Raw genomic sequence first — 22372 nt, 5'->3', positions numbered from 1 at the left:
GTCGACCGCTCTCTCCCCGGGAGGGCCGGGGTGGCTCACCCCGGGCGGCCGTCCGCCCGGGGCTGCCCCAGCCAGCGGCCGTGCCGCAGCGCCCACGTTGCGGCGACTGCCAGCCACCCGGCCGCCGCGACCGGCAGCAGGATGGCGCCCGCCGCGGGCCACAAGGCCGCCAGCACGCGGACGAACACGGTGGCTTGCAGCAGCCCGTGCAGCCGACGCGCGACGCCATCGATCGCCTGCGCGCGGCCGCTGTGGGTGGCGCTGACCCGCGTCACCATGGCGAGCATGGTCCCACCCAGGTAGCCCAGCGTGAGCGCGTGCAGGGCCGCCGTGCCGAAACGGGCTGCGGTCGCCACGTCCATCACCGGCAGCCAGGCGCAAGCGAACAGGCACAAGGCGGCGTCCCACCACAGCAGGGGCCGGAACAGCATCGCCACCATCGGCTGCTTCAGGGGCGCGCTGCCCAGCCAACGCAGCGACAGCCGCAGGCTCAAGGCGGCCGCGATGGCCAGGTGGGCCGCCACCAGCCAGCGCAGGGCCGGCTGCGTTTCCAGCCAGGGAACGGCGAGCGCGGCGGTGCCCTGCACCACGGGCACCGACGCCAGCGTCCACAAGGGCCAGTCCGGCCAGCGCGCATCCAGCCGCGCCCAGGCCCCTTCGCCCAGGAAGGGCAGCATGCGGTGCGAGACGACCACGAACACCAGGGCGATGCCCCACCACAACCCTGCGCGCACGATCGGTCCCAGCGCGTCCGGCCGTTCCAGGGCCAGCGCGATGGCGGCCGCGGCGAGGGCGGCGAGGATCGCCACCGCCGCGGCAGCGACGATCCCGGCGTGCCGGCGGTCGTCCTCCGTGCTGCCGGCCACCAGGCGCAGCATGCGAATCGCCAGCAGGCTCCACGCGAGTGCGGCCAGGCCGATTCCGAGCGCCGCCAGTGCCGCGCCTGCGTGAAAGCCGGCGACGGCGACAGCCCAGCCCGCGCTGAACACGGCGACCGGCATGCGCAGCGCGCGCGCTTCGACCGGCGGGCGGCGCAGCCAGCGCGGACCGGCGGTGAACATGAAGCCGGCGATGAAAAGGGGCATGGGTCCGAGGCCGAACCACAGGCCGTGGGCGGCGGTCGGAGGAACCCGCCAGGGCCAGGCCATGCCCGAGGCCTGCGCGAACTGGGCAGCGGCCCACCACAGGGCGGCGAGCCCCCACTGGACCCCGGCCCAGAAGAAGCACAACTTGTGCGGCGCCGACAGCAGCAGCGCGGCACTCCACCTCCCTGGCCGGGAGGGCCTGTCCGGCGCGGGGGTGCCGATCTCGACGCGGCCGGGAGGCATGCGGCGATTGTAGGATCGGCCGCCACCGCTTCGCGCCGATGCGCCCCCTCAGACGGCCATCGCCTTCACCTTCAGCAGCAGCGCGTGCGCAGCGTCGCGCCCGGACTCGTCGAGCATCGGGTACAGCATCTGCTCCTCCTTCACGTTGTGCGGCTGCAGGAGGTCGAACAGCGCCTTCACGCCGTGCCGGAAGCCGGCACCGTCCTTCTCCGTCACCGCCCGCTCCATCCCGGCGAGGACCGGTTGCATCAGCTGGTGCTCGATCCGCATCTGGCGGCTCGGGCCAGCCTCCACCATGCCGGTGCGCTGCTCGAAGGCCGGGAAGAGCACGGTCTCCTCCATGTCGATGTGGCGTCGCAGGCGGCGCAGGAATTCGCCCCCTTCCCGCTGGAGGGCGTTCCAGTCGCGCGCGGCGGCGGCCTGGAAGGCGCGCCCGGCGAACCCGTCGATGACGACGTGGTCCTGCTGCATGAAGCTGGTGATCGTTTCCATCGTGGTCCTCCGTCTGCCGCGCGCCGTGTCATGGGTGCTGCAGCTGGTCGAACTTCGCGGCGACGCCCGCCCAGCGCGCCGCATCGGGCAAGGGGTCGCGCCGCTTCACGATGCTCGGCCAGTCGCGCGCGAGCTCCGCGTTCAGCGCGATGAACTTGCGCTGGTCGGCGGGGACGTCGCTGTCCGCGTAGATGGCGTTGGTGGGGCAGGCGGGGACGCAGGCCATGCAGTCGACGCAGGTGTCGGCATCGATGACCAGGAAGTTCCGCCCCTCGCGGAAGGCGTCGGCGGGGCACACCTCGACGCAGTCGGTGTGCTTGCAGTTGATGCACGCTTCGGTGACGACGTGGGTCATGGGGCCCTCCAGGTTGACGCGAACATCCTCAGGCGGTGGCCCGCTCCGCTGGCGCCGGTGCCTTCTTGACGACGACCACCGGGCACTCGCCGGGGCCCGCGCAGGGCTCGAAGCGGCTGCGCGTCGCGGCCATCGCCGACCAGCGCCGCACGGTCTGGGTCCCCTGGACCTGCCCGAGCTGGGCGGCCGTGGGCGGGATCGGCTTGCCCTCGGCCAGCAGCTTCTCCACCCGCCGCAGCCCCAGGTAGGCCGCGCCGTAGGCGCCATTGAGCTGGCCGAGCCCGTTCGGCGCGACGTGGAACTTCTCGCCGAGCGCCTCCTCGAGCGCCTTCACCATCGCCTCGTTGCGCGTCATGCCGCCGGTGAGCATGTAGCCCGGCTCCAGGCCGACGCGGCGCATCAACTGGATCGCGCGCCCGCCCAACGAGACCATCGCGCCCATCATGATGTCCTCGGCGGGGATGCCGTTGGACAGGTGGTTGATCACTTCCGACTCGGCGAACACCGCGCAGACGCTGCTGATCGCCTTGGGCGCGGTCGAGCGCAGCGCGTAGGGGCCGATGTCCTCCGTGGTCAGGCCCAGGTAGCGGGCGGTCTTCTCGAGGAAGGCGCCGGTGCCGGCCGCGCACTTGTCGTTCAGGCGGAAGGCCTTCACCCGTCCCTGCTCGTCGACCTTGATGGCCTTGATGTCCTGGCCGCCGATGTCGAGGATGGTGCGGGTGTCGGGGAACAGGTGCACCGCCGCCTGTGCGTGCGCCGTCAGTTCCGTGATCTGCGCATGGCGGTAGGGGACGGTGTAGCGGCCGTAGCCGGTCGCGCCGACGTAGGTCACGTCCCCGCGCTGCAGGCCGGCGTTCGCCAGCAGGTCCTCGAAGACCGCTTCGGAAGCCTGCGCCAGCTTGAATCCGGTCCGCCGCACGGCGGTGCCCACGACCTTGCGGTCGCCGTCGAGCGCGATCGCCTTGGTGTAGGTCGATCCGATGTCGAGTCCAACAACGTAGATCATCTTTCCTCCTCAGGCGGTGGCCGCGGTCGGTTCGGCGGCCTGCGCCAGCACGTGGTCGCGGGCGAACAGCGCCGCACCCAGGGCGCCGCAGAAGTGCGCGTCCGGGCTCACGTTGATCTTCATTCCCACCGCGTCTTCCAGCAGCTTGACCATCGCCACGTTGCGGCTCACGCCGCCGGTGAACGTGACTTCCGAGTGCACGCCCACCCGGCGCGCCAGCGACACGCAGCGGCTGGTGATCGCCTGGTGCACGCCCATGAGCACGTCCTCGGGCAGGATGCCCTTGGACAGGTGGCTGATGATCTCGGACTCGGCGAACACGGTGCAGGTGGTCGTGATGCGCACCGGGTTCTGCGACTTCAGCGCCAGCGGCCCGAGTTCGCCCAGGGGCATCTCCAGCGCGTACGACGCCGCGCCGAGGAAGCGCCCGGTGCCGGCGGCGCACTTGTCGTTCATGGTGAAGTCGGCCACCTGCCCGTCGGGCTTGACGGCGATCGCCTTCGTGTCCTGCCCGCCGATGTCGATCACCGTGCGTGTGCCGGGAAACAGCGAGACGGCGCCGCGCGCGTGGCAGGTGATCTCGGTCACCTGCTGGTGGCCGAACGACACGTTGTAGCGCCCGTAGCCGGTGCTCGCGATGCGCGCCACCTGCGCCTCCTGCAGGCCCGCGTCGGCCAGGGCCGCGCGGAAGGCATCCTGGGCGATCGTGACCATGCTGGTTTCCATGTCGAGGAGCGCGCGCCCGACGACCTGGCCTTCCTCGTCGATGATCACCGCCTTGGTCTGGGTGGATCCGACATCGACTCCGCCGATGTATCTCATGGCTGGCTCCCCTGGGCGATGGCGGCCTGCGCGCGGGCCGAAGGCGCCGGGCCGCCGCGCTGGTGCAGCGACTCGAAGAAGGCGTCGACGCGGTTCTTGATCTGGGCGTCGGACCAGTAGCGCGGGTCGATCAGGTCCGACTCCACATAGAGGCTGGGGATGTTCATGCGCTGGTTGAGGTAGTTGCGCGTGTCGGCCATGCCGGAGGAGACGAAGCGGCAGCTCTTGATGCCGTGGAACACGACGCCGTCGACGTCGTATTCGCGGATCTGCTGCGCCAGCCGCTCGTGGGCGAAGAACTGGTTGGACAGGCCCCGCTGCGCCGCCAGGGCGGAGATCTCGGCCAGGCTCTCGAGCGGGCGGGCAGTGTCGTAGACCATTTCGCCGGCATCCATGCCGCCGGCGGCGAACGTGAGGTAGTCGGAATAGGCGAACACACCGCCCCAGGACTCGAACAGTTCGACCAGCCGGCGCATGGACACGTAGCAGGGCGTGCCGGAGAACAGCAGCCGGAAGCGCTCCTCCTTGACACGGCCTTCACCGCGCGCGACCTTGGCGCGCAATTGCTCCTCGAGCCGGCGCATGTACTCGACGCCCTCCTCCGTCCCGCGGTACACGTTCATGATGCCGATGTAGGTCAAACCGTCGAGCATCGCGTTGTACGGCGCCGGGCAGACCCGGTTGAGCGCCATCACGTTGTTCCAGTGGTAGACCATGCGGTTGACGCGGTCCTGGACCACCGCGAGCTTCTCGGGGTCGAAGCGCTTGCCGGTGATGTTCTCGCACCGGATGATCAGGTCCCGGAACTGCGACTCGACCCACTGCGAGTCGGCCATGTGCTGGGCATCGCCGCGGCGCACCTGCCAGTTCGAGCCGCGCTGGCCGGGCAGGTCCAGCGTGAAGGTGGGCGTCTTGAGCATGCGCTCCCAGATCTCGCCCCACTTGATGAACGTGCTGCACATGTTCGAGGTGATGGCGATGTCCGCGTGGGGGATCGTGCCCGCGGGATGCTTCTGCTGGCGCAGGATCAGCCCCACGTCGGCCTTGACGTAGGAGCACACGTCGGGCGAGTAGCCGTAGTCCTCCGACTCGCGCAGGTACTCCTCGGAAACCTTCTTCACGCCGGTCTGCAGCGAATTGATCTCGGGGAAGACGAGCTGGAAGTCGAAGGTGCGCAGGATCTCGATGGCATTGCCCATCACGAACACGTTGGCGACCTTCTGGCCGCGCTCCTTGGCCTTCTCGAGGTCGGCGTACCACGCCTTCATCAGGCGCTGCCCCTCCTGGATCGGGTTGAATTCGTCGGCGGGTGCCTGCGACGCGGGACGTTCGAGCATTTCGGTGGTCATGGACGGCTCCGGTCAGGCGGTGGCGAAGAGGAGGGATTCGGCGAAGGTCTCGAGCTGCATCGCCATCTGCTCGAAGGAGGTCATCTTTTCCTCGAACTCCAGCACGAGGTACTGCACGCCGACTTCGTCGAAGTGCTTGGACCAGGCCACCTGTTCGTCCAGGCCGGGCTCGCAGAACTTGGCCGCCGTGACGATCGCCGCCTCGGCCTTGCTCGAGGCCAGCATCTCCATCAGGTAGCCTTCCTTGGTCTTGCGCTCGTCGTGCTGCACCGGGCTGGCCGCGGAACGCTGCACGAAGCTCTCGGCCAGCGCCCAGATCGGGTCGCCGGTGAGGGGCACGTCGCCCGTGATCCAGCGCAGGCCGATCAGCAGGTCGTCGTCGACCACGTAGCAGTTGTCGTCGATCGCCTCCAGCATCTCCAGCGGCGGCTGCTCGCAGAAGCCTCCGACGAACACTACCCGCGGCTTGTCCTGCGCGGCGCGGCGACGGGCCCGGATGCCCTCCAGCGCGCGCTCCAGCAGCGTGTTGTGCGCCTCGCAGGCCATGCGGGTGCGCGCCCGCACCAGCAGGTAGGACTCCGTGCAGCTCACCTTCCAGGGTTCGTCGCGGCGGAGCGCGTACAGCTCGCGCACCAGCGCGCGATTGCGGTTGTAGGCGCGGAGGCTGGCGCGCAGCTTTTCGTCGCTGGCCTCCTGCCCCGACCGGCGCTCAAGCTCGCCCCGCAGGCGCTGGTACTCCGCGGCGACGAAGCGCACCGCGCCGGGCGTGTTGGGGTTCTGCGGCAGGTACAGGATCTGCGCGAGCTGGTCCGGCACGTTGCGGGCCCAGATGCCGGCGAGATGCTTGGCCGCGTCGCAGATCGGATGGGTGATGAAGCCCTTGAGCCCCTGCAGCTGGCCGTTCAGCCCCATCTCCGTCGTGGAGCGGCAGATGGAGCAGATGAACGAGCCCATGTGGGCGTCCGCGTGCTTGAGCTCCAGCTTGTTGCCGCCGCCGAGGACGTTGACGGGCAGCAGGCCCGCCGCGTGCGCGATCTCCTCGGGGAAATAGACGGGGAAGTGACCGAGGGTGCCCGTGAATCCTGCCGGCAGCGCGTCGTCCGCGGGCGGCGGCGACTGCCTGAGGGTGTTGCAGTACTCCAGGATCTCGTCCAGCCCGGCCTCGGGGTTCGCTCCTTGTGTCTCCATGTCTTGCTCCACCTAAATTGGTATTTCAGTACCGGAATGCGTCTATTGCAAAACAATGGGGCGTGTTGGTTGTTGATCTGGATCAAAGATGTAGACGGGATGAACCTTTGAAGCGCCCCGTGCGCCACATGTCCCTCTTGCGCCCTCCCCCTCCGGCGGAGGGCTGGGGTGGGGGCACTCCGCGGCGCAAAAAGACAAGGGCGCCCGCAGGCGCCCCCATCCCGACCTTCCCCCGAAGGGGAAGGAGAAATACCAACTCAGGCCGTGGCCGGCGCCGCGACGATGGTCCCGGCGCAGTCGCCGAAACCGATGCGCCGGAAGCCGTCGCGCTCGCACACGCCACGCAGCATCAGCGTGTCGCCGTCGGCCAGGAACGAACGCGTTTCCCCGTTCGGCAGCCGGACCGGCTCCTTGCCACCCCGCGAGAGCTCCAGCAGCGAGCCGGCCTGTTCCGGCCCCGGGCCCGACAGCGTGCCCGACCCGAACAGGTCGCCCGGCTGCAGGTTGCAGCCGCCCACGGTGTGGTGCGCCACCAGCTGCGCCGGCGTCCAGAACGCCGCCTCGTCCGCGCGCGCCTGCGACAGGCGCACGGGCGCCTCGCCGGCGGCGCGCATGGCGCCGGTCTGCAGCCAGGCTTCCAGCCGCACCGCCAGCGAGCCCTGCTCGCGCGTCGCCTGCGAATCGAGGTAAGGCAGGGGCTGCGCCGAACCGGCCGGCCGCTGCAGCGGCGCGCGGAAGGGCGCGAGCGCCTCCATCGTCACCACCCAGGGCGAGATCGTGCTGGCGAAATTCTTCGACAGGAAAGGGCCGAGCGGCTGGTATTCCCAGGCCTGCACGTCGCGCGCAGACCAGTCGTTGAACAACGTCACGCCGAACAGATGGTCCTCGGCCGCCTCGATCCCGACGGGCTCGCCGAGCGCATTGCCGGGGCCCACCAGGAAGCCCAGTTCCACCTCGTAGTCCAGCCGCTGGCACGGCGCGAACGTGGGCCGCTGCGCGTCGGCCGCCCGGGTCTGCCCGAGGGGACGGCGCACCGGCGCGCCGCTCGCCACGATGGACGAACTGCGGCCGTGGTAGCCGATCGGAACCCACTCGTAATTGGGCAGCAGCGGGTTGTCGGGGCGGAACAGGCGCCCGACCGAGGTCGCGTGGTGGATGCCCGTGTAGAAGTCGGTGTAGTCGCCGATCGCACAGGGCACGGTCAGCTCGATCGCGGACTGCGGCACGAGGCAGCGCGCCAGCGCGCCCTGCTGCGCGCTGCCTTCGGCCAGCGCCTGCGACAGCGCCGCGCGCAGCGCCCGCCGCGGCACGGCGCCGGCGGCCATCAGCGCGTTGAGGTCGCCGGCCGCGAGGGCGTCCAGCGTGGGTGCGAGTTCCGCCGGCCATGTGGCGTGCGCGCGCGCCGCGTGCAGGTCCAGCACCTGGTCGCCGATCGCCACGCCGATGCGCCACGGCTCGTTGGAGCCGGCGCGGCGGAAGCGGCCGAAGGGCAGGTTCTGGATCGGGAAGTCGCCGGCCGGGTCGTTGGCCGAAGCCACCCAGCTGCGCAGCGCAGGATCGTGCGTGGCGTCGATGCGCATGCTCAATCCAGCTTGATGCCGGCCGACTGCACCAGCTTGCCCCAGCGATCGCGCTCCTGGCGCGTGTACGTCGCCATCTGCTGCGGCGTGCCGGGCAGGGCTTCGAGGCCCAGCGTCTGGAAGCGCGCCTTCACCGGCGTCGAATCGAGCGCGGCCTGCAGCGCCTTGCTGTACTTCGCCACGGTTTCGGCGGGCGTGCCGGCCGGCACCACCAGCCCCTGCCAGGCGTAGGCGCTGAAGTCGGCCAGGCCCTGCTCGGCGAGCGTCGGGATCTCGGGCATCGTCGCGAGGCGCGCCGGGCTGGCCACGCCCAGGGCGCGCAGCTTGCCGGCGGCGACGTACTGCTGCACGCTGGCCGTGTCGATCAGGCCGAAGGGGACCTGGCCGCCCATCAGGTCCTGCACCGCCGGCGCGGCGCCGCGGTAGGCCACGTGCTGCAGCTTCAGGCCGGTGCGCTCGCGAAACAGTTCGGTCGCCAGGTGGTGCGGGCTGCCGACGCCGGCCGAGGCGTAGTTGACCGTCGGCTGCGTCTTCGCCCAGGCGAGGAATTCCTTGAAGTTCTTCGCCGGCACGTTGGGCGACACGACCAACAGCAGCGGGAAGCGCGCCAGCATGCCGACCGGGATGAAGTCCTTCTCTGCGTTGTACGGCAGCTTGGGGAACAGCCAGGGATTGGCGGCCAGCGTCGCGAAGTCCGCGGTGAACAGCATGTGGCCCGTGTCCTTCGAATTGGCCACGTAGGCCGCCGCGATGTTGGTCGCCGCGCCCGGCTTGTTGTTGATCACGATCGGCTGGCCCAGGGCCTTGCCCATCGCTTCCGCCACCGTACGGGCCACCGCGTCGGAGCCGCCACCGGCGGCATAACCGACCACCCACTCGATGGGGCGGGCGTCCTGAGCCAGCAGGGAAGCGGGCAGCGCGGCGGCCGCCGCGGCCACTGCCAGGAGGGTGCGACGGGAAAGGTTCTTCAGGTTCACGATCTCTGTCTCCAACGGGTAGTGTGAAAGGTGCGCGGGACGGGGCTTCAGCCCTCGAGCGCGGCCCACATCTGCTGATCGCGCTCGGCGGTCCAGATGCGCGGGTCGGGGTACTGCGTGGCCTCGTCGTAGCAGCGGGTCACGTCGAAGGGCATGCAGTGGTCGAAGATCACCCAGTGGCCGTACCTGGGCTTGAGCTTCGCGTAGACGTCGCGGTAGACCGCGTTGAGGTCCTTGCCGGCTTTCACGCCCGCCTGCACGGCGGCGTAGACATCGCTGATGAAGGCGCGCGTGCCGGCGAGGCCCTCGCGCACCTGGTTCGGCGTGGTCAGCGCGGCGCCGCGCCCGGGCACCAGCGCCACCGGCTCCAGCTTCGCGATGTTGTCCAGCGTCTGCGGCCAGTCCTTGAAGTAGGCGTCGCCGGCATAGGGCGTGGCGTCGAATTCCACCAGGTCGCCCGAGAACAGGATGCGCTGCTCCGGCAGCCAGGCCACCGTGTCGCCCTTGGTGTGGCCGCGACCGAGCTGCAGCAGCTGGACTTCGAGGTCGCCCAGCCAGACGGACATGCGGCCCTCGAAGGTCATGGTGGGCCAGGTCAGGCCCGGCGGCACCGATTCGACGGCGCGGAACAGGCGGGGGAAGCGGCCGATCTCGCTGGCCTTGTCCTGCTCGCCGCGCTCGACGATCAGGTCGTAGGTGTCGCGGCTGGCGATGATGTGCTCGGGCTGGTAGCCGGAGGCCCCGAGCACACGCACCGCGTGGTAGTGGCTCATCACCACGTACTTGATCGGCTTGTCCGTCACTTCGCGGATGCGGCGCACCACGTCCTGCGCCATCACCGGCGTGGCCTGGGTGTCGATCACCATCACCGCGTCGTCGCCGACGATCACGCCGGTGTTGGGGTCGCCCTCCGCGGTGTACGCATAGGCGTTCGGGGACAGCTGGACGAAGCTGACCTTCTTCTCTTCGAGGTCGGCGTGGGAGGCAAAGGCTTTGGTGCTCATGTTCGGTCGGTGGTCCTGATTTGCGGATTGCAAATCCGTTTGCAGGATTATGCCGCGCGGACCATGGTTGTCAAACGCGTTTGCAATGAACAAAATAGGGACATGCCCTTACCTGCCAGGAACCAGCCCGCCAACGAAGAAGGCGAAGACAGCCGCCGTGCGGTGCAATCGATCGAAGTGGGCGGCCGCCTGCTGCTCGCGCTGGCCGAAAGCCCGGGGCCGCTGCCCCTGAAGGAGCTGGCCGCGCGCGCCGGCCTCGTGCCGTCGCGGGCCCATCCCTATCTCGTGAGCTTCCAGCGCCTGGGCTTGGTGGAACAGGAGCCCGGCAGCGGCTACTACGCGCTCGGCGCCTCGGCGCTGCAGATCGGCCTCGCGTGCCTGCACCAGCTCGACCCGCTCAAGGCCGCCGTGCCCGTGGCGCAGGAGCTCGCCCGGAGCACCGGCCATGCCGTGGCGATCGCGGTGTGGGGGAACTTCGGTCCGACCATCGTCCGCTTGTTCGAGGCGCAGCAGCCGCTGCACGTCGTCCTGCGACTCGGCAGCGTGATGTCGGTGCTGGGCACGGCCACCGGGCGCGCCTTCGCGGCCGCCCTGCCGGTCGAACAGCTGGAACGCGCGATCACGCTGGCGCCGGGGCAGGAAGTCGGGGGGAGCGCGGCCGGCGCGAAGAACTGGCGCAAGGAGCTCGACGAAGTGATCGCCGAGGTGCGGCACCACGGCGTGGCGCGTGCGGTGGGCCGGCCCATCCCGGGCGTGAATGCCTTCAGCGCCGCCGCCTTCGACCACGAGGGCCACTGCGCGGTGGTGCTCACGGCGCTGGACCACGAGGATCGCCTGCAGGGAGACTGGAACGGCGCCGGAGCGCGGGCCCTGCGCGAGGCGACGGCCGCGATCACCCGCCGCCTCGGCGGCAAGGGCGTGCCTGGGAGCCGGTGAAGAACACCCGGGCCGGGCCGTCCATCGGGCCTTCTAGGCCCAAGAGTCCACTTGACCCTTGCGGGGCACCCCGTATTCTTTCGTCATCCCTGCTGTCGGGGAACGGAGGTCTGTGATGCGCCTCGCACGGAGATTCGGAGTTCCCCTGGCTGTTGCAGTGCTCGCACTCTGCGGGTGCGCGACCGAGGGCGGTGGCCCCATCTCGAAGCCGGAGTCCACCAGCGTGCGCGGAACCGCATCGCCTTCCATGCGAGCGGCGCGGGACCCGGCCACCCTGAGCAGCTGCGCGAGATTCGACGCGATGCCGCACGAGTGCGAGCACTCTCTGGGCCGCTGAGCGCGCTCCGCGGGACCCCGCTTCACGCCGCGAACCACTCGCGCACCAGCCGGTCCCAGAACCTCGCGCCGAAGCCGAGGATGTCGTCGTTGAAGTCGTAGGCGGGATGGTGCAGGTTGATCCCCGGCTGGCCCGCGGGGGTGTTGCCGATGAAACCGTAGGCGCCCGGCACCCGTTCCAGCATGAAGCCGAAGTCCTCCGCCGTCATCGCCGGCGGCACATCGGCGTGCGCCTGGCCTTCGCCCGCCACCGCCGCCATCACGCGCGCCATGAAGCGCGCCTCGCGGGGATGGTTGACGGTCGTCGGGTAGCCCGGCTTGATCAGCACCTCCGCGCTCGCCCGGTGCGCCTGCGCCACGTGCGTGCTGATGCGCTCCAGGCCCTCCACCAGCAGGTCCAGCGTCGCACGGCCCAGCATGCGGCAGGTGCCGTAGATGACGGCCTCTTCGGGGATGATGTTCTCCACGGTGCCGGCTTCGATCTTCGCGACCGTGAGCACCGCGCTGTCCAAGGGATCGACGGCCCGCGAGACGAGCGTCTGCAACTGGCCCACGATGGCGCAGGCGATGGGGATCGGGTCCACCGTCGTGTGGGGCTGGGCCGCATGCCCGCCCTTGCCGCGGATGCGCACCTCGAAGCGGTTGGCCGAGGCCATGATGGGGCCCACCCGCACGCCCATCTGGCCTGCTGGCAGCCCGGGCCAGTTGTGCAGGGCGTACACGGCCTGCACCGGAAAGCGCTCGAACAGGCCGTCGTCCATCATGCGGCGCGCACCCGCCCCACCCTCCTCGCCCGGCTGGAAGATGAAGTGCACCGTCCCGTTGAAGTCCGGCCGCTGCGCGAGCAGCGTCGCCCCACCCAGCAGCATGGCCGTGTGGCCGTCGTGTCCGCACGCGTGCATGCGGCCGCGGTGCACGCTCGCGTGCGCGAAGGCATTCGCTTCCTGCACGGGCAGCGCGTCCATGTCGGCCCGCAGGCCGATGGCGCGCGCGGGGTCCGCCGCGTCGGGGCCCGTGCCTCGCAGGGTGGCCACCACGCCGGTGCCGCCCATGCCGCGATGCAGCGGCAGCCCGAGCGCCTGCAGCCAGGCCGCCACCTGGTCGGCCGTGCGGGTCTCCTCGAATTTCAGTTCGGGATGCGCGTGCAGGTCGCGCCGCAACTGGATGAGCTTGCCGAGATGGGGGCCGAGGTCCGGGGGAGAGGGCATGTCCGGACGATCTTAGCGGCCGGCTGCGCGGCCCTGGGCTGCTTCAACGCGGCAAGGTGATCCTGCGGATCTTCCGGTTGCCCATGTCGGCGACGTAGAGCGCGCCGAGCGCATCCATTGCGAGTCCCGCCGGCAGGCTGAAGCTGGCGGATGCGCCGTCGCCATCCTGGTCGCCCGACTGGCCCGTGCCGGCCAGCACGGAGGTCTTTCCTTCGGGCGTGCGCTTGAGGATCCGGTGGCCGTACAGGTCGGCAAGGTAGCTGTTGCCGGCCGCGTCGGTGGCCACGTCGCCCGGATGCGGGAAGTCGATCGGATCCTCGGCCAGCGTGAACACGAGCCCGCCGGCGACCAGCCGGGTCTGGTTGCTGCCACCGTAGTCCGCCACGTGCAGCTGCAGGGAGTCGTCCACGGCGACTGCATGGGGCATGAAGAACTGCGCCGTCGTGGCCGGGCCGTCGAGCGTGCCGAATTCGCCCGAGCCGGCCACGGTGCTCACGCAGGCGTCGGCGCCGCAGGGCCTCGCCGCCTGCGGTAGCGCGGGCCCGTCCGCGCCGCCGCCGCAGCCGGCCAGCAGGCCCGCGGCGCAGGCGCTTCGCAGCAGTCCGGAGATGAGCCCAGTCATGTCGCATTCCCTTGTGCGGGGTCCATGCTGCGCCGGTTGGACGCCTGGGACAAGTCCCTGGCTCAGCGGTTCCAGGCGGCCTGGCGGCGCAGCACGTCGGACGGATCGCTTCCGGCGAGGGACGCGTAGAGCGTCGGCGCCGTCGCACCTTCCGTGTTCAGCAGCAGCACGCGCGAACGCGCATCGAGGGCGAGCGCTTCCCACCCGGGCGCGCCGTGCAGGGCAAGGAGCGCTGCCAGGCCGGCCGCGCCGGACTCCCCTGCCAGGATGGGCACGTCGCCGTGCCGGCCCTCGGCCAGGTGGCGCATCGCCTCCACGGCCTGCGCGTCGGAGACCGTCATGAAGGCATCGACGCACGGCTGCAGGAAGCGCCACGCCAACGGGGACGTTTCGCCGCAGGCGAGACCCGCCATCACCGAATCGACGCTGCCGCTGGCCCGGGCCGGCGCCCCGGCGCGCGCGCTTTGCAGCAGGCAGTCGGCCTGCCGCGGCTCCACCACGATCAAGCGCGGACGGCTCGCGCCCCACTGCTCCCACAGATAGCTGGCCATGCCGGCCGCGAGCCCGCCGACGCCGCCCTGCAGGAAGACGTGCGTGAACGGTTCGCCCTCGTGCTGCCCGCGCAGTTCGTCCGCGATCACGGCATAGCCCTGCATCACGTCGCGCGGGATCGCCTCGTAGCCCGGGTACGAGGTGTCGGAGACGACCTGCCAGCCGTTCTCGCGCGCGAGCCGGTCGGCTTCGCGCACCGATGCGTCGTAGTCGCCGGTGATGCGGACGATGCGCGCGCCGTAGGCGGCGATGGCTTCTTCGCGCTCCGGGCTCACGTGCGCATGCAGCACGATCACGCAGCGGCAGCCGGCACTGCGGGCCGCCGCCGCCAGGGCGCGCCCGTGGTTACCGTCGGTTGCACTGGTCACGACCAGGTCGGCCAGCGGACGGGCAAAGCGCCCCGCCAGCACGTCTTCGGGTCGCGCGCGAGCTTCGGGCAGCCGTTCGAGCACCAGCCTCAGCAGGGCAGCCGGCGCACCGAGCGCCTTGAAGCTGCCCAGGGGCGAGCGCTCCGATTCGTCCTTGATGCAGACCTGCGCCAGCCCGAGCCGTGCCGCCAGCCCCGGCAGCGTGCGCAGCGGCGTCGGCCGCGGGGACAGCAGTTCCCAACCGCAGAGCCAGCGGCGGCATTCGCGCGCGCCTTCAATGGACAGGATGCGCGAGAGCTCCCCAGGGTACGTGCTGCGACCGGCGTTTTGGTTTATGAAGAGCGTGTCCATCGTGGCCGCCATTGTGCTGCGGCCATCCGGGCCAACTCGATACCTGGGTAGCGCGCGAACGGCACCTTCGGGCCTAGGCATCGCGCGGCCGCGAATGCACCATCACTTCACCCCTCAGATCCCTTCGATCCCTCTTCCTCCTCCTCCATCTGAGGGCATCCAGCGGCCGCGCGAGCGGCCGCTTTTTTTTTGGCCGGAGCGCTTCAGCGCTTCTTGCGCGGGCCGTTCTGCCGGCGCAGGGCGCGCTCGTGCGCCACCCGGCGCGACCAGGCGTCCAGTGCGCCGCGCAGCGACGCCGGCAAGAGCTTGACCGCCCGCCCGATCAGGCCAACGAGGTAGCTGTGGACGCGGGCGGGTAAGGGGATCACCGCAGGAAGATGCGTGCGGTTTCACCCGACGTCTGCTGGCTCAGGGCCACGAGATCCGCCATCACGCGCGAATCGCTCAGCGCCAGTTCCCACAGCTTGCGGTCTTCCTCGCGCTCGCGGCGCCTTTCCGCCCAGCCGGCACAGGCCAGTTGCGCGCGGCCAGCGGCGCGCACGAGGACGGAACCGATTGCCGACAGCAGGAACAGGCAAGCCCCGAGGGCGGTGGCCCGGCTGATCGTGTGGTTGGCGCGGGCGGGGCGGGTGCCGGCGAGGACGGGGGCGGGATAGGTGAGGTGGGCGGCGCGTGCCATTGTGTGGACTCCTTGATGCTCCGAGGCTGCGGCCGGGGTGTCCGTTCGCAGTATCTGGCACCAATGATCCTGCCGGCGTGCGTTGCAGCGGCTGACATAGGTCAGTCGTACCGGGAATGGGGCTGCCGAGCTTATGGCCGGTGTGCCTCAGCCGCCGGGCGGTTACTTCACACCGCGACACACGTCTTACCCGCCCGGCCGCAGTCTGTTACGGGCTTTCGTCGTTGACCGTCGCAAGTCCCCCGTCCTCGAATTGCAAGGCGCCCGAGCGATGGCATCAGCGCTCGTCGTGCCGGGTCGCACCGCAAGGGGAGAGTGATGGATCAGAAGAACGAGAAGGCGCGCTCGTCCGCGCTGCTCGCCGTGCTGTGCACGGCGTTCGGGGCCGGCGCGCAGCCCGGCGGGGCTGCCGGGCCCGAGGGCCTCGCGACGCCGCAGCCGACGCAGGCCGCGCAGGCCCCGCAAACGGCCGCGAGCGGCGTGGCACCGACCGCACCCGCCGCTCCTGCCGCACCCGCGGCACCCACCGCGCCAAGGGCCGCAGGCACGGCGGCGGCGCGCCCGCCGGCCCGCGCAGCCTCCGCATCCCCGCCGCCGCGCGCCGCCCCCGTCGCCCGCGGCAACCGCAATGCAGGCATCGTCACGCAGGTGGACCGCAGCCTGCCGCCCTCGGTGCGCGGGCCGGTCCCCAGCCGCTTCCGTCCTGCCGATCCCGTCGGGGATGCGCCGCCCGACGTGCTGCTGGACATCCCCAACGTCTCCGTCGACCGGATCCGGCTGCTGGTGGAGAACCTCACCGCGCACGTGTCGCTGGACGCGCGCGTGGGCAACCTCGTGAAGCTCACGGCCGGCGTGGACGCGGGCATCCAGAAGGTGGAGCTCGACATCGACGGCGTGCAGGCGAGCGCGCTGCTGATCGTGCGCCTCGACAACGTGCGCGAGATCGTGAACACGACGATCGGGCTGCTCGATCACAACCCGCAGATCGTGGAGCGGCTGCTGTCGACGGTGGACAACACCGTCAACACGGTGGGCAACGTCGCCAACACGGCGCTGCAGCCCGGCGGGGTCGTGTCGCAGACCGTGGGCACGGTGGGCGGACTCGCCAACAATGCGCTGCAGCCGGGCGGCGTGGTGTCGCAGACGGTGGGCACGGTGGGCGGCATCGCCAACAACACGATCGGCACGGTGGGCAGCATCGCCAACACCGCGCTGCAGCCGGGAGGCGTGCTGGCGCAGACCGTCAACACGCTGGGGCAGACGGTCACGCGGACCGTGGACGCGACGGGCAACATCGTCGAACACACGCTGGACCAGACGGGCCAGTTGCTGTCCTCGCGCGCCGTGGCGCGCCTGCTGGACCTGCCGGTGCTGCAGCAAGGCACCAACGCCGCCGGCCAGCTGGTGCGGGTGGTGCGCGACACCAGCGGCGCGCTGATCGAGCTGACCTGAACAGCAGCGGCCAGCTCACGGGATCGCGCGTGCTGACCTCCGCGCTGACACCGCTCCAGGGGGCCCTGCAAGGCGGAGGGGTGCAGGCGCCGGCGATCAACGGGCCGAGGCCCTGATGCGCCGGCTCCAGCAGCGCTCGAGCCGCTCCTGCATCTCCGGATGGTGTCCTGCCACGCGCGGGACGCCGAGCTGCTCTCGCTGGAGCGGCCGATGAGCCAGCCTACCAGCCGTTGAAGCGCTGCCAGCGGCCCTTCACCTGCCCCTTCGCGTCGACGACTTCGTAGGCGCCGAACTGCGCCGCCGTGGAGCAGGCGTGGTTGGGGAAGATGCGGACCTGCCGGCCAACCGGCAGTTCCAGCGGATCGGAGCCGGCGCCGGAGCGGCGGGCCATGATGCCGTGCTCCTGGTTCGCGCCCACCAGGATGTAGTCGCCCAAAGGTCGCCCTTCGAGGTCGCACACGAGGCCGTAGCCCTGGTCCACCGGCTGGCCCGCGGTGCCGCGGTCGCGCGACATCGCCATCCAGCCGGCGTCCAGCAGCGTCCAGCCCTTCTCGCGCTGGTGGCCGATCACCGTGGCCAGCACCGACAGGGCGATGTCGTCGACGGCGCAGACGCCGATGCCGGCCATCACCAGGTCGAAGAACACGTAGACGCCCGCGCGCAGTTCGGTCACGCCCTCCAGGTGCTGCGCGAAGAGCGCGGTCGGGGTCGAGCCGACACTCACCACCGGACAGGCGAAGCCCGCACCGCGCAGGCGCTGCGCGGCGAGCACGACGGCGGCGCGCTCCTGTTCCGCCATGGCGCGCAGCGCCTCGGGGCTGCGGCACTCGTAGGAGGCGCCGGCATGCGTCATCACGCCGCCGACCTCCACGCCGCCTTCGGCGAGTGCGCGGGCGACCGCCAGCAAGTCCGGCGAGTCGGGCTTCACACCCGAGCGATGGCCGTCCGAGTCCACCTCGATCAGCACGCGGACACCCGACGACCCGCCAGCCAGGCGCTGGCCGACTCCGAGCGCCGACTCGACGCTGTCGAGGATGATGGACATGCGCGCGCCACGCGCCTGCAAGGCCAGCACGTGGTCCATCTTGTTCGGCGCGATGACCACGGCGTACAGGATGTCCTTGACGCCGCGCTCGGCGAAGTAGTCGGCCTCCAGCAGCGTCGATACGGTGATCGGCCCCTCCGGGCTGGTCATGATGCGGCGCGCCACGTCGAGGCACTTGCAGGTCTTCACGTGCGGGCGGAAGGCCACGCCCAGCCGCTGCACCTGCCGGCGCATGCGCTCGATGTTGCGCTCCATGCGCGCCTCGTCCAGCAGCAGCGCCGGGGTTTCCAGGGTCGTCGTGATCGCTCGCGTCATTTCGACTTGCCTTGCCGCATGTCAGGCTTCGACTTTAATGGGCCCGCCCCCGCCGCGCCCGTTGCGGGCCACCCGCCGCGCCCCTTCGCGGGGCCGGACCCCTTCCGACCCTGATGGCGGCAGGGAGGTTGGCCCGGCGCTCGCAGGCCAGGCCCGGCGCGTCGCATCATGGCACCGCTTGCGAAAGGGGGGCTCCCATGCGAAGGATCTCCAGTCTCGTTCTTCTTCTCGCGCTGGCCGCGTGCGCCGACATGCAGCCTCCGGACCCGTGCACGGCCACGCCCCACAGCACCCAGTGCCAGATGGAGCGCTACACCGGCACCCGGTAGCCCCCGGAGGACTGCCGGGCGCCGCATCGAAGGAAACACAACATGAAGATCGCCTTGGCCGCGGCCACCTTGGCCGTGCTGCTGGACCTGGCTGGCTGCGCCGCCGCCGCCGTGCCGGCCAGCAGCAACTCTCCCTGCGCTGTCGAAGCCAGCAGCGCATGCCAGACCTACCGCTACGCGAACGCGCCCTGATCCGCCGGGCGCGGGCCGGGCCCACGCTAGTGCCGGTGGTGATGGTGCCGACGCCCCGTGTGGATGCCCAGCGCGTGGTACAGCGGGCAACAACGGAACATGGCCGTCGCCATGGGCAGCAGGCCGATGTAGCCCCAGGGGCCGATGAGGTGCGTGGCCGCCAGCAACAGCAGCACGAATCCGGTGGCAAGCCGCAGCCACTGGTCCACTGCGCCCATGTTTTCCCGGTCGAACCTGCGCATGACCCACTCCTTGCGATGGTGACACCTTCAAGATAGGCCGTCATGCGCAGGGTACCTTGCTGCGCATCAAGCAGCGCCCATGCGCGCGTGCGCCTCAGTTCGGGCCGGTCGCCTCCTTCGGCTGCCTGGAGACCTTCGCGCCTTCGGTCTTGCGCTGGGCCGCCGCCGCCTGGCGTTCGGACTTGCTGGCCTTCTTCGAGGCGCTCGCGGGCCGGTCGTCGCCGGGTTGCGAGGCCTGGGCGACCGTCTTGCCGTCCGCCTTGCGCGCAGCCTTGGCGCTGGCCTTCTCGGCGGAGGTGGCGGTCGTGCTGGGCGCCGCCTTGTCCTCGCCGGGACCCGCCGCGAACGCGCTGCCGGCCAGCAGGATCGCCGCCGCCAGTGTGAAGAGCAGTCGCTTCATGGGATCTCCCGGTTCGTTGATCGATGCATTGCACGCGGGTCCGGAACGCCGGGCCCGGTTCCACTATGGTCGCGGCCGCGCGGCCGAAGTTGATGCCCCGCAAGAACGGCGCCTCCGTGCGGGCCGGACCGGCGTCCGGCGAAGCCGGTAGTGGGAAGCCCGCGTTCACGGGCACGGTGGTGGGAAGCAAGACGTTCACGGGCATCCCGCTGCCTTGAAGCCGGCCGGCGCGGCAACCGTCCGTCCGGACGACCGCCACGTTCTTGCGGGAGCGCAAATCCGGACTCCCCTGCCGCACCACTCTTCATTGCGCCGCGTCCGCGGTGGATGCGGAAAGAAGCACCGACCAGGAGGATCCCATGACAAGCACAAGCACCAGGCGCGTGGTCGTCGCGGCGGCCGCACTCGCATGCTCGATCGGCGGCGCAACGGCACTCGCCCAGAACCAGGCCGCCGGAGGCAACCTGGCGAGGCCGCACGCGCTGTACGCGGCCAATGCCGTGGTGGAGGGCCGCTCCATGGCCGAATGGTCGGCGGAGTGGTGGCAGTACGTGATGGCCAGCCCGCAATCCGCCAACCCGCTGGCGGACGCCACGGGTGCGGCCTGCAGCTTCATGCAGCATGGCCCGGTGTGGTTCCTCATGGGAACCGTCGGCAGCGGTTCCGTCACGCGCGCCTGCACGCTTCCCGAGGGCAAGGCGCTGCTGCTGCCGCTGATCAACTTCCTCGACTACAACGTCGCTTCGCAGGCCGCGGCGGAACTCAGGGCGGAGGCCGTGGGATGCATGGATGCCGTTTCGCAATTGCGGCTGGAGATCGACGGCGTTCCGGTGGCTGCGCGCGTGCTGAATACCTTGCGCGTGAAGTCCGTTGTGTTCGACATCACCGTGCCATCGAACGACTCGAACGTGCCGGCGGCGACGGTCTATTCGCCCGCGATCAGCGACGGCTACTTCGCGCTGGTCGCGCCGCTGGTGCCGGGGCAGCACACGCTGCGATTCGGGGGCGCTTCGGCGGGGTGCTATTACGCGCCGACGAACTTCCAGGTGCTGCCGTGGGAGGTGGACGTCACGTACCGGCTCACGGTGAAGCCGGTCGCGCTGCGCTGAGATCTCGAGCCTCCCTCCAGCCCTTGGACGGACAGGCTGGCGGGAAAACGGCCCGGCGAGACGCCTCCTTGGAGAAGCTCCCGCCGGGCGGACCTCGCGTGGGCTACCCGAACAGATCCGCGAACATCACTTCATAGGCTTCGGGAGGCACGAGGGAGTTGGTGTTCATTTCCAGCCACCAGATCCTTCCTTCGCGGTCGAGGATGCCGTCCACCGTGATCAGGAGGGGCGCCGGGAAGGCCTGCTGCAGCAGGCGCGCGAGGGCGCGGCCTTGATCCAGCAGTTGCGTGCCCGTGAGTTGCGCGAGAGGGTCGATCTGGTTGTCGCTCACCGGAGTGGCCCCGAAGGAGGTGGGATAGAGCTGCCCGTACCTGTAGTCGAACCAGGCCGAGCGGCCCCCCTCGAGTACGTCTTGCGGCCCGATGCCCTGGAACGCGAGGCACGCCATCACGACGGGCTTCTGCGCGAAGTTGCCCCAACTCGATTGCGCGGCAGCGATTCTGGCCCGGAGCAGAGCCTCTACGGTGTTGCGTCCGTCGCCCAAGATCGCGGGGAACTCCTGCATGTGGGCGAAGAAGGGGCGGGCGCCCCAGTACCAGACCTTCAGCATCCGCCCCGGGACGAACTGCTCTGCGAAGAACCCGCCGTCCCTGGCGATCTCGATTCCTTGCGGAACCGGCGCATTCGCCCGAAATGGCCCATGAAGCCCCTGTCCGAAAGAACCCCTGCGGGCCTTGAGAACGTAGTCGTGGTCGGGCGTGGCACGCTGCACGTCCCAGGTGGCGGGCGAGCGCAGCCCCGCCTCGGCCAGATGGGCCTTGAACAGAGCCTTGTCGGTGGAATGCGGGTGGGTGACCGCCCGGTACGGCCGCCAGCCGCCGAAGCCCCGCGCGTCCGCCGTCAGGTTGGGAAGGTGTGTCAGCCTGCCGTGGACGATCGCCTGGAACGTGGGATACATGCGGTAGTACCGCCCGCGGCACTTGACCTCCACGGAGAGGTTGCTCATGTCGAGCGTCGCTTCCGCCGCGTTCCCGGTGACCCATCGCTGCATCGCGGCGAAGTGGTTCAGGGCAATATTCAAGTAGGAGCTCATGGACTCCCTGGCCGGAATGAGGGTGATGAAGCCAGACTTCGAGTGAGAACTCGGAGTGTCACCGCTTCACGCTACGCACGTAGTGTTGGAGCGTATGCCAGTGCTCCGGCTGCCGCCAGCGACGAAGTACCCGGAATTGCCGGTCCATCCGGTACTGGCAAACACTGAGTGGTGGCGGGCGTGCCACCGAGCGACTGGCAGACTGCCCAGGAGTAAGCGGCTAGGTAGACCACCTTGACGTCGGCGGTGGCCTGCGGTGAGCGGACCCGATCAGTCCTACCAGCGGTGCGGCAGCAGGTCGTCGAGAGAGCCGGCCGGATGCTCGGGTAGCGGCTGCAGCACGTCGCGCAAGTGGGCGTGTGGGTCGTGCCCACGGATCTTGGGGCAGAAAATTGGAATCCGACCCCAACTCCTCACGGCCCGAATCCGAATCCGAATCCGAATCCGAATCCGAATCCGAATCCGAATCCGAATCCGAATCCGCGCATACAGCCTACCGCTGAAACAACACCTCGAATCGGAAGCCGGTTAAGCCCTTCTCTTGTACCAGTCCCACGAACATCTCATTGACATACGTGGTGTTTCTTCGGGTCTGCGGGATCTTAAAGATCGGAGGCAGGCTCGTCACTGAGTCGAGAAGAACATGGCGCTCCACTCGCATGACTTCGCCGTCAGTGAAGCGTTTGATCTGTGATTTTTTCTCGTCCAGCACGTCCACGATAGTGGTTGGGTTGAAGCCGAAGTACTGCACAAGCTCGCTCATCTGGATCGGCGCCAACTCGCCGTGCTCGCGCAGCACAGCGCCCAGGGAATCAACGGCTCGTTGCGAGAAGGTCGGAATGGGACGCAAACCAAGCTGAGTGAAGTCAGGCAGGACCTCTGATCGCGCCTGGTCCCCCTCCCGGTTTCTCACACCGACGGGGATGGGATAGGAGGAACCGCGCCGCGTGCCCTCGAACCATCCATCACCCCACCTCGCAGACTCGCTCGCGTCCTTGAACAGGAACGAGGCATAGTTGTTCACGTCACAGACTAGGTCGAA

At 69.9% G+C, this 22372-nt stretch carries 26 protein-coding genes; 5 read left to right on the top strand and 21 right to left on the bottom strand.

The genetic code is table 11. The features are described from left to right. Positions 1–35: 35 nt before the first annotated feature. The 10 genes from JJ685_RS18125 to JJ685_RS18080 all read right to left on the bottom strand — a co-directional run bounded on the left by JJ685_RS18125 (position 36) and on the right by JJ685_RS18080 (position 10101). A complete protein-coding gene (locus JJ685_RS18125) occupies positions 36–1328 on the bottom strand; it encodes an NnrS family protein (RefSeq protein ID WP_201675719.1) in 1293 nt (430 codons plus the stop codon). 48 nt (positions 1329–1376) lie between these two features. Further along, positions 1377–1820, bottom strand: coding sequence for a hemerythrin domain-containing protein (locus JJ685_RS18120; protein WP_201675718.1), 444 nt, complete (start codon positions 1818–1820; stop codon positions 1377–1379). A 28-nt stretch (positions 1821–1848) separates the two neighbouring features. Beyond that, entirely contained in the window at positions 1849–2175 is a 327-nt protein-coding gene (gene fdxA / locus JJ685_RS18115) for a ferredoxin FdxA (RefSeq protein WP_201675717.1), read from the bottom strand. A 28-nt stretch (positions 2176–2203) separates the two neighbouring features. Beyond that, a complete protein-coding gene (locus JJ685_RS18110) occupies positions 2204–3181 on the bottom strand; it encodes an acyl-CoA dehydratase activase (protein WP_201675716.1) in 978 nt (325 codons plus the stop codon). A gap of 9 nt (positions 3182–3190) precedes the next feature. Further along, positions 3191–4003 carry an acyl-CoA dehydratase activase gene (locus tag JJ685_RS18105; RefSeq protein ID WP_201675715.1) on the bottom strand — a complete coding sequence of 271 codons (813 nt, stop codon included), beginning with the start codon at positions 4001–4003 and terminating at the stop codon, positions 3191–3193. After that, the gene (locus JJ685_RS18100; protein ID WP_201675714.1) at positions 4000–5352 is read right to left on the bottom strand and encodes a 2-hydroxyacyl-CoA dehydratase subunit D; all 1353 of its coding nucleotides are present in this window, start codon (positions 5350–5352) and stop codon (positions 4000–4002) included. The genes JJ685_RS18105 and JJ685_RS18100 overlap by 4 nt, the downstream gene beginning before the upstream one ends. A gap of 12 nt (positions 5353–5364) precedes the next feature. After that, a complete protein-coding gene (locus tag JJ685_RS18095; protein ID WP_201675713.1) occupies positions 5365–6540 on the bottom strand; it encodes a 2-hydroxyacyl-CoA dehydratase in 1176 nt (391 codons plus the stop codon). Positions 6541–6797: 257 nt separating this feature from the next. Beyond that, positions 6798–8120, bottom strand: coding sequence for a fumarylacetoacetase (gene fahA, locus JJ685_RS18090; protein WP_201675712.1), 1323 nt, complete (start codon positions 8118–8120; stop codon positions 6798–6800). A gap of 2 nt (positions 8121–8122) precedes the next feature. Continuing rightward, a complete protein-coding gene (locus JJ685_RS18085; protein WP_408015478.1) occupies positions 8123–9097 on the bottom strand; it encodes a Bug family tripartite tricarboxylate transporter substrate binding protein in 975 nt (324 codons plus the stop codon). A gap of 47 nt (positions 9098–9144) precedes the next feature. After that, a complete protein-coding gene (locus tag JJ685_RS18080) occupies positions 9145–10101 on the bottom strand; it encodes an MBL fold metallo-hydrolase (RefSeq protein WP_201675711.1) in 957 nt (318 codons plus the stop codon). Between the two features lie 102 nt (positions 10102–10203). On the opposite strand from JJ685_RS18080, the gene JJ685_RS18075 reads away from it, so the two are divergent. Then, positions 10204–11037 carry an IclR family transcriptional regulator gene (locus JJ685_RS18075; RefSeq protein WP_201675710.1) on the top strand — a complete coding sequence of 278 codons (834 nt, stop codon included), beginning with the start codon at positions 10204–10206 and terminating at the stop codon, positions 11035–11037. 359 nt (positions 11038–11396) lie between these two features. Here JJ685_RS18075 and JJ685_RS18070 read toward each other — a convergent pair whose 3' ends face one another. From JJ685_RS18070 to JJ685_RS18050, 5 genes are all read right to left on the bottom strand, one after another. Next, the gene (locus tag JJ685_RS18070; RefSeq protein WP_201675709.1) at positions 11397–12581 is read right to left on the bottom strand and encodes a M20 aminoacylase family protein; all 1185 of its coding nucleotides are present in this window, start codon (positions 12579–12581) and stop codon (positions 11397–11399) included. Positions 12582–12624: 43 nt separating this feature from the next. Continuing rightward, positions 12625–13203, bottom strand: a complete 579-nt coding sequence (locus tag JJ685_RS18065; RefSeq protein WP_201675708.1) for an NHL repeat-containing protein — start codon at positions 13201–13203, stop codon at positions 12625–12627. 62 nt (positions 13204–13265) lie between these two features. Beyond that, positions 13266–14474 carry a diaminopropionate ammonia-lyase gene (locus JJ685_RS18060; RefSeq protein ID WP_201675707.1) on the bottom strand — a complete coding sequence of 403 codons (1209 nt, stop codon included), beginning with the start codon at positions 14472–14474 and terminating at the stop codon, positions 13266–13268. 203 nt (positions 14475–14677) lie between these two features. Further along, a complete protein-coding gene (locus JJ685_RS18055) occupies positions 14678–14842 on the bottom strand; it encodes a hypothetical protein (protein ID WP_201675706.1) in 165 nt (54 codons plus the stop codon). Next, the gene (locus JJ685_RS18050; RefSeq protein WP_201675705.1) at positions 14839–15153 is read right to left on the bottom strand and encodes a hypothetical protein; all 315 of its coding nucleotides are present in this window, start codon (positions 15151–15153) and stop codon (positions 14839–14841) included. Before JJ685_RS18050 ends, JJ685_RS18055 begins: the two co-directional genes overlap by 4 nt. Positions 15154–15471: 318 nt before the next feature. Between JJ685_RS18050 and JJ685_RS18045 the strand changes: the two genes are divergently transcribed. Beyond that, positions 15472–16605: a hypothetical protein gene (locus JJ685_RS18045; protein WP_201675704.1), complete on the top strand. Its 1134-nt coding sequence runs from the start codon at positions 15472–15474 to the stop codon at positions 16603–16605. 220 nt (positions 16606–16825) lie between these two features. On the opposite strand, the gene JJ685_RS18040 is transcribed toward JJ685_RS18045, so the two are convergent. Then, a complete protein-coding gene (locus JJ685_RS18040) occupies positions 16826–17965 on the bottom strand; it encodes a DSD1 family PLP-dependent enzyme (protein ID WP_201675703.1) in 1140 nt (379 codons plus the stop codon). 197 nt (positions 17966–18162) lie between these two features. Here JJ685_RS18040 and JJ685_RS30130 point away from each other — a divergent pair, with 197 nt between their 5' ends. Together JJ685_RS30130 and JJ685_RS18035 are read left to right on the top strand one after the other, a co-directional pair. Then, on the top strand, positions 18163–18294 hold the full coding sequence (locus JJ685_RS30130) for a hypothetical protein (protein WP_269117417.1): 132 nt from the start codon (positions 18163–18165) through the stop codon (positions 18292–18294). Positions 18295–18336: 42 nt separating this feature from the next. After that, positions 18337–18486, top strand: a complete 150-nt coding sequence (locus tag JJ685_RS18035; RefSeq protein ID WP_201675702.1) for a hypothetical protein — start codon at positions 18337–18339, stop codon at positions 18484–18486. 26 nt (positions 18487–18512) lie between these two features. On the opposite strand, the gene JJ685_RS18030 is transcribed toward JJ685_RS18035, so the two are convergent. Next, entirely contained in the window at positions 18513–18728 is a 216-nt protein-coding gene (locus JJ685_RS18030; RefSeq protein ID WP_201675701.1) for a YgaP family membrane protein, read from the bottom strand. A gap of 94 nt (positions 18729–18822) precedes the next feature. Continuing rightward, the gene (locus JJ685_RS18025) at positions 18823–19128 is read right to left on the bottom strand and encodes a hypothetical protein (RefSeq protein ID WP_201675700.1); all 306 of its coding nucleotides are present in this window, start codon (positions 19126–19128) and stop codon (positions 18823–18825) included. A gap of 359 nt (positions 19129–19487) precedes the next feature. Here JJ685_RS18025 and JJ685_RS18020 point away from each other — a divergent pair, with 359 nt between their 5' ends. Further along, the gene (locus tag JJ685_RS18020; RefSeq protein WP_201675699.1) at positions 19488–20237 is read left to right on the top strand and encodes a hypothetical protein; all 750 of its coding nucleotides are present in this window, start codon (positions 19488–19490) and stop codon (positions 20235–20237) included. A 103-nt stretch (positions 20238–20340) separates the two neighbouring features. Here JJ685_RS18020 and JJ685_RS18015 read toward each other — a convergent pair whose 3' ends face one another. From JJ685_RS18015 to JJ685_RS18005, 3 genes are all read right to left on the bottom strand, one after another. Beyond that, positions 20341–21318, bottom strand: a complete 978-nt coding sequence (locus tag JJ685_RS18015; protein ID WP_201675698.1) for a hypothetical protein — start codon at positions 21316–21318, stop codon at positions 20341–20343. 288 nt (positions 21319–21606) lie between these two features. Next, positions 21607–21747 (bottom strand): transposase domain-containing protein, encoded by a 141-nt coding sequence (locus JJ685_RS30445; RefSeq protein WP_201675697.1) that lies wholly within the window; start codon positions 21745–21747, stop codon positions 21607–21609. A gap of 76 nt (positions 21748–21823) precedes the next feature. Further along, entirely contained in the window at positions 21824–22354 is a 531-nt protein-coding gene (locus tag JJ685_RS18005; protein ID WP_201675696.1) for a hypothetical protein, read from the bottom strand. Positions 22355–22372: the final 18 nt, after the last annotated feature.

Source organism: Ramlibacter monticola (assembly GCF_016722785.1).
In the GTDB taxonomy this organism is placed as follows: Bacteria; Pseudomonadota; Gammaproteobacteria; order Burkholderiales; family Burkholderiaceae_C; genus Ramlibacter; species Ramlibacter monticola.
This window is presented reverse-complemented; position numbering and strand designations above follow the sequence as displayed.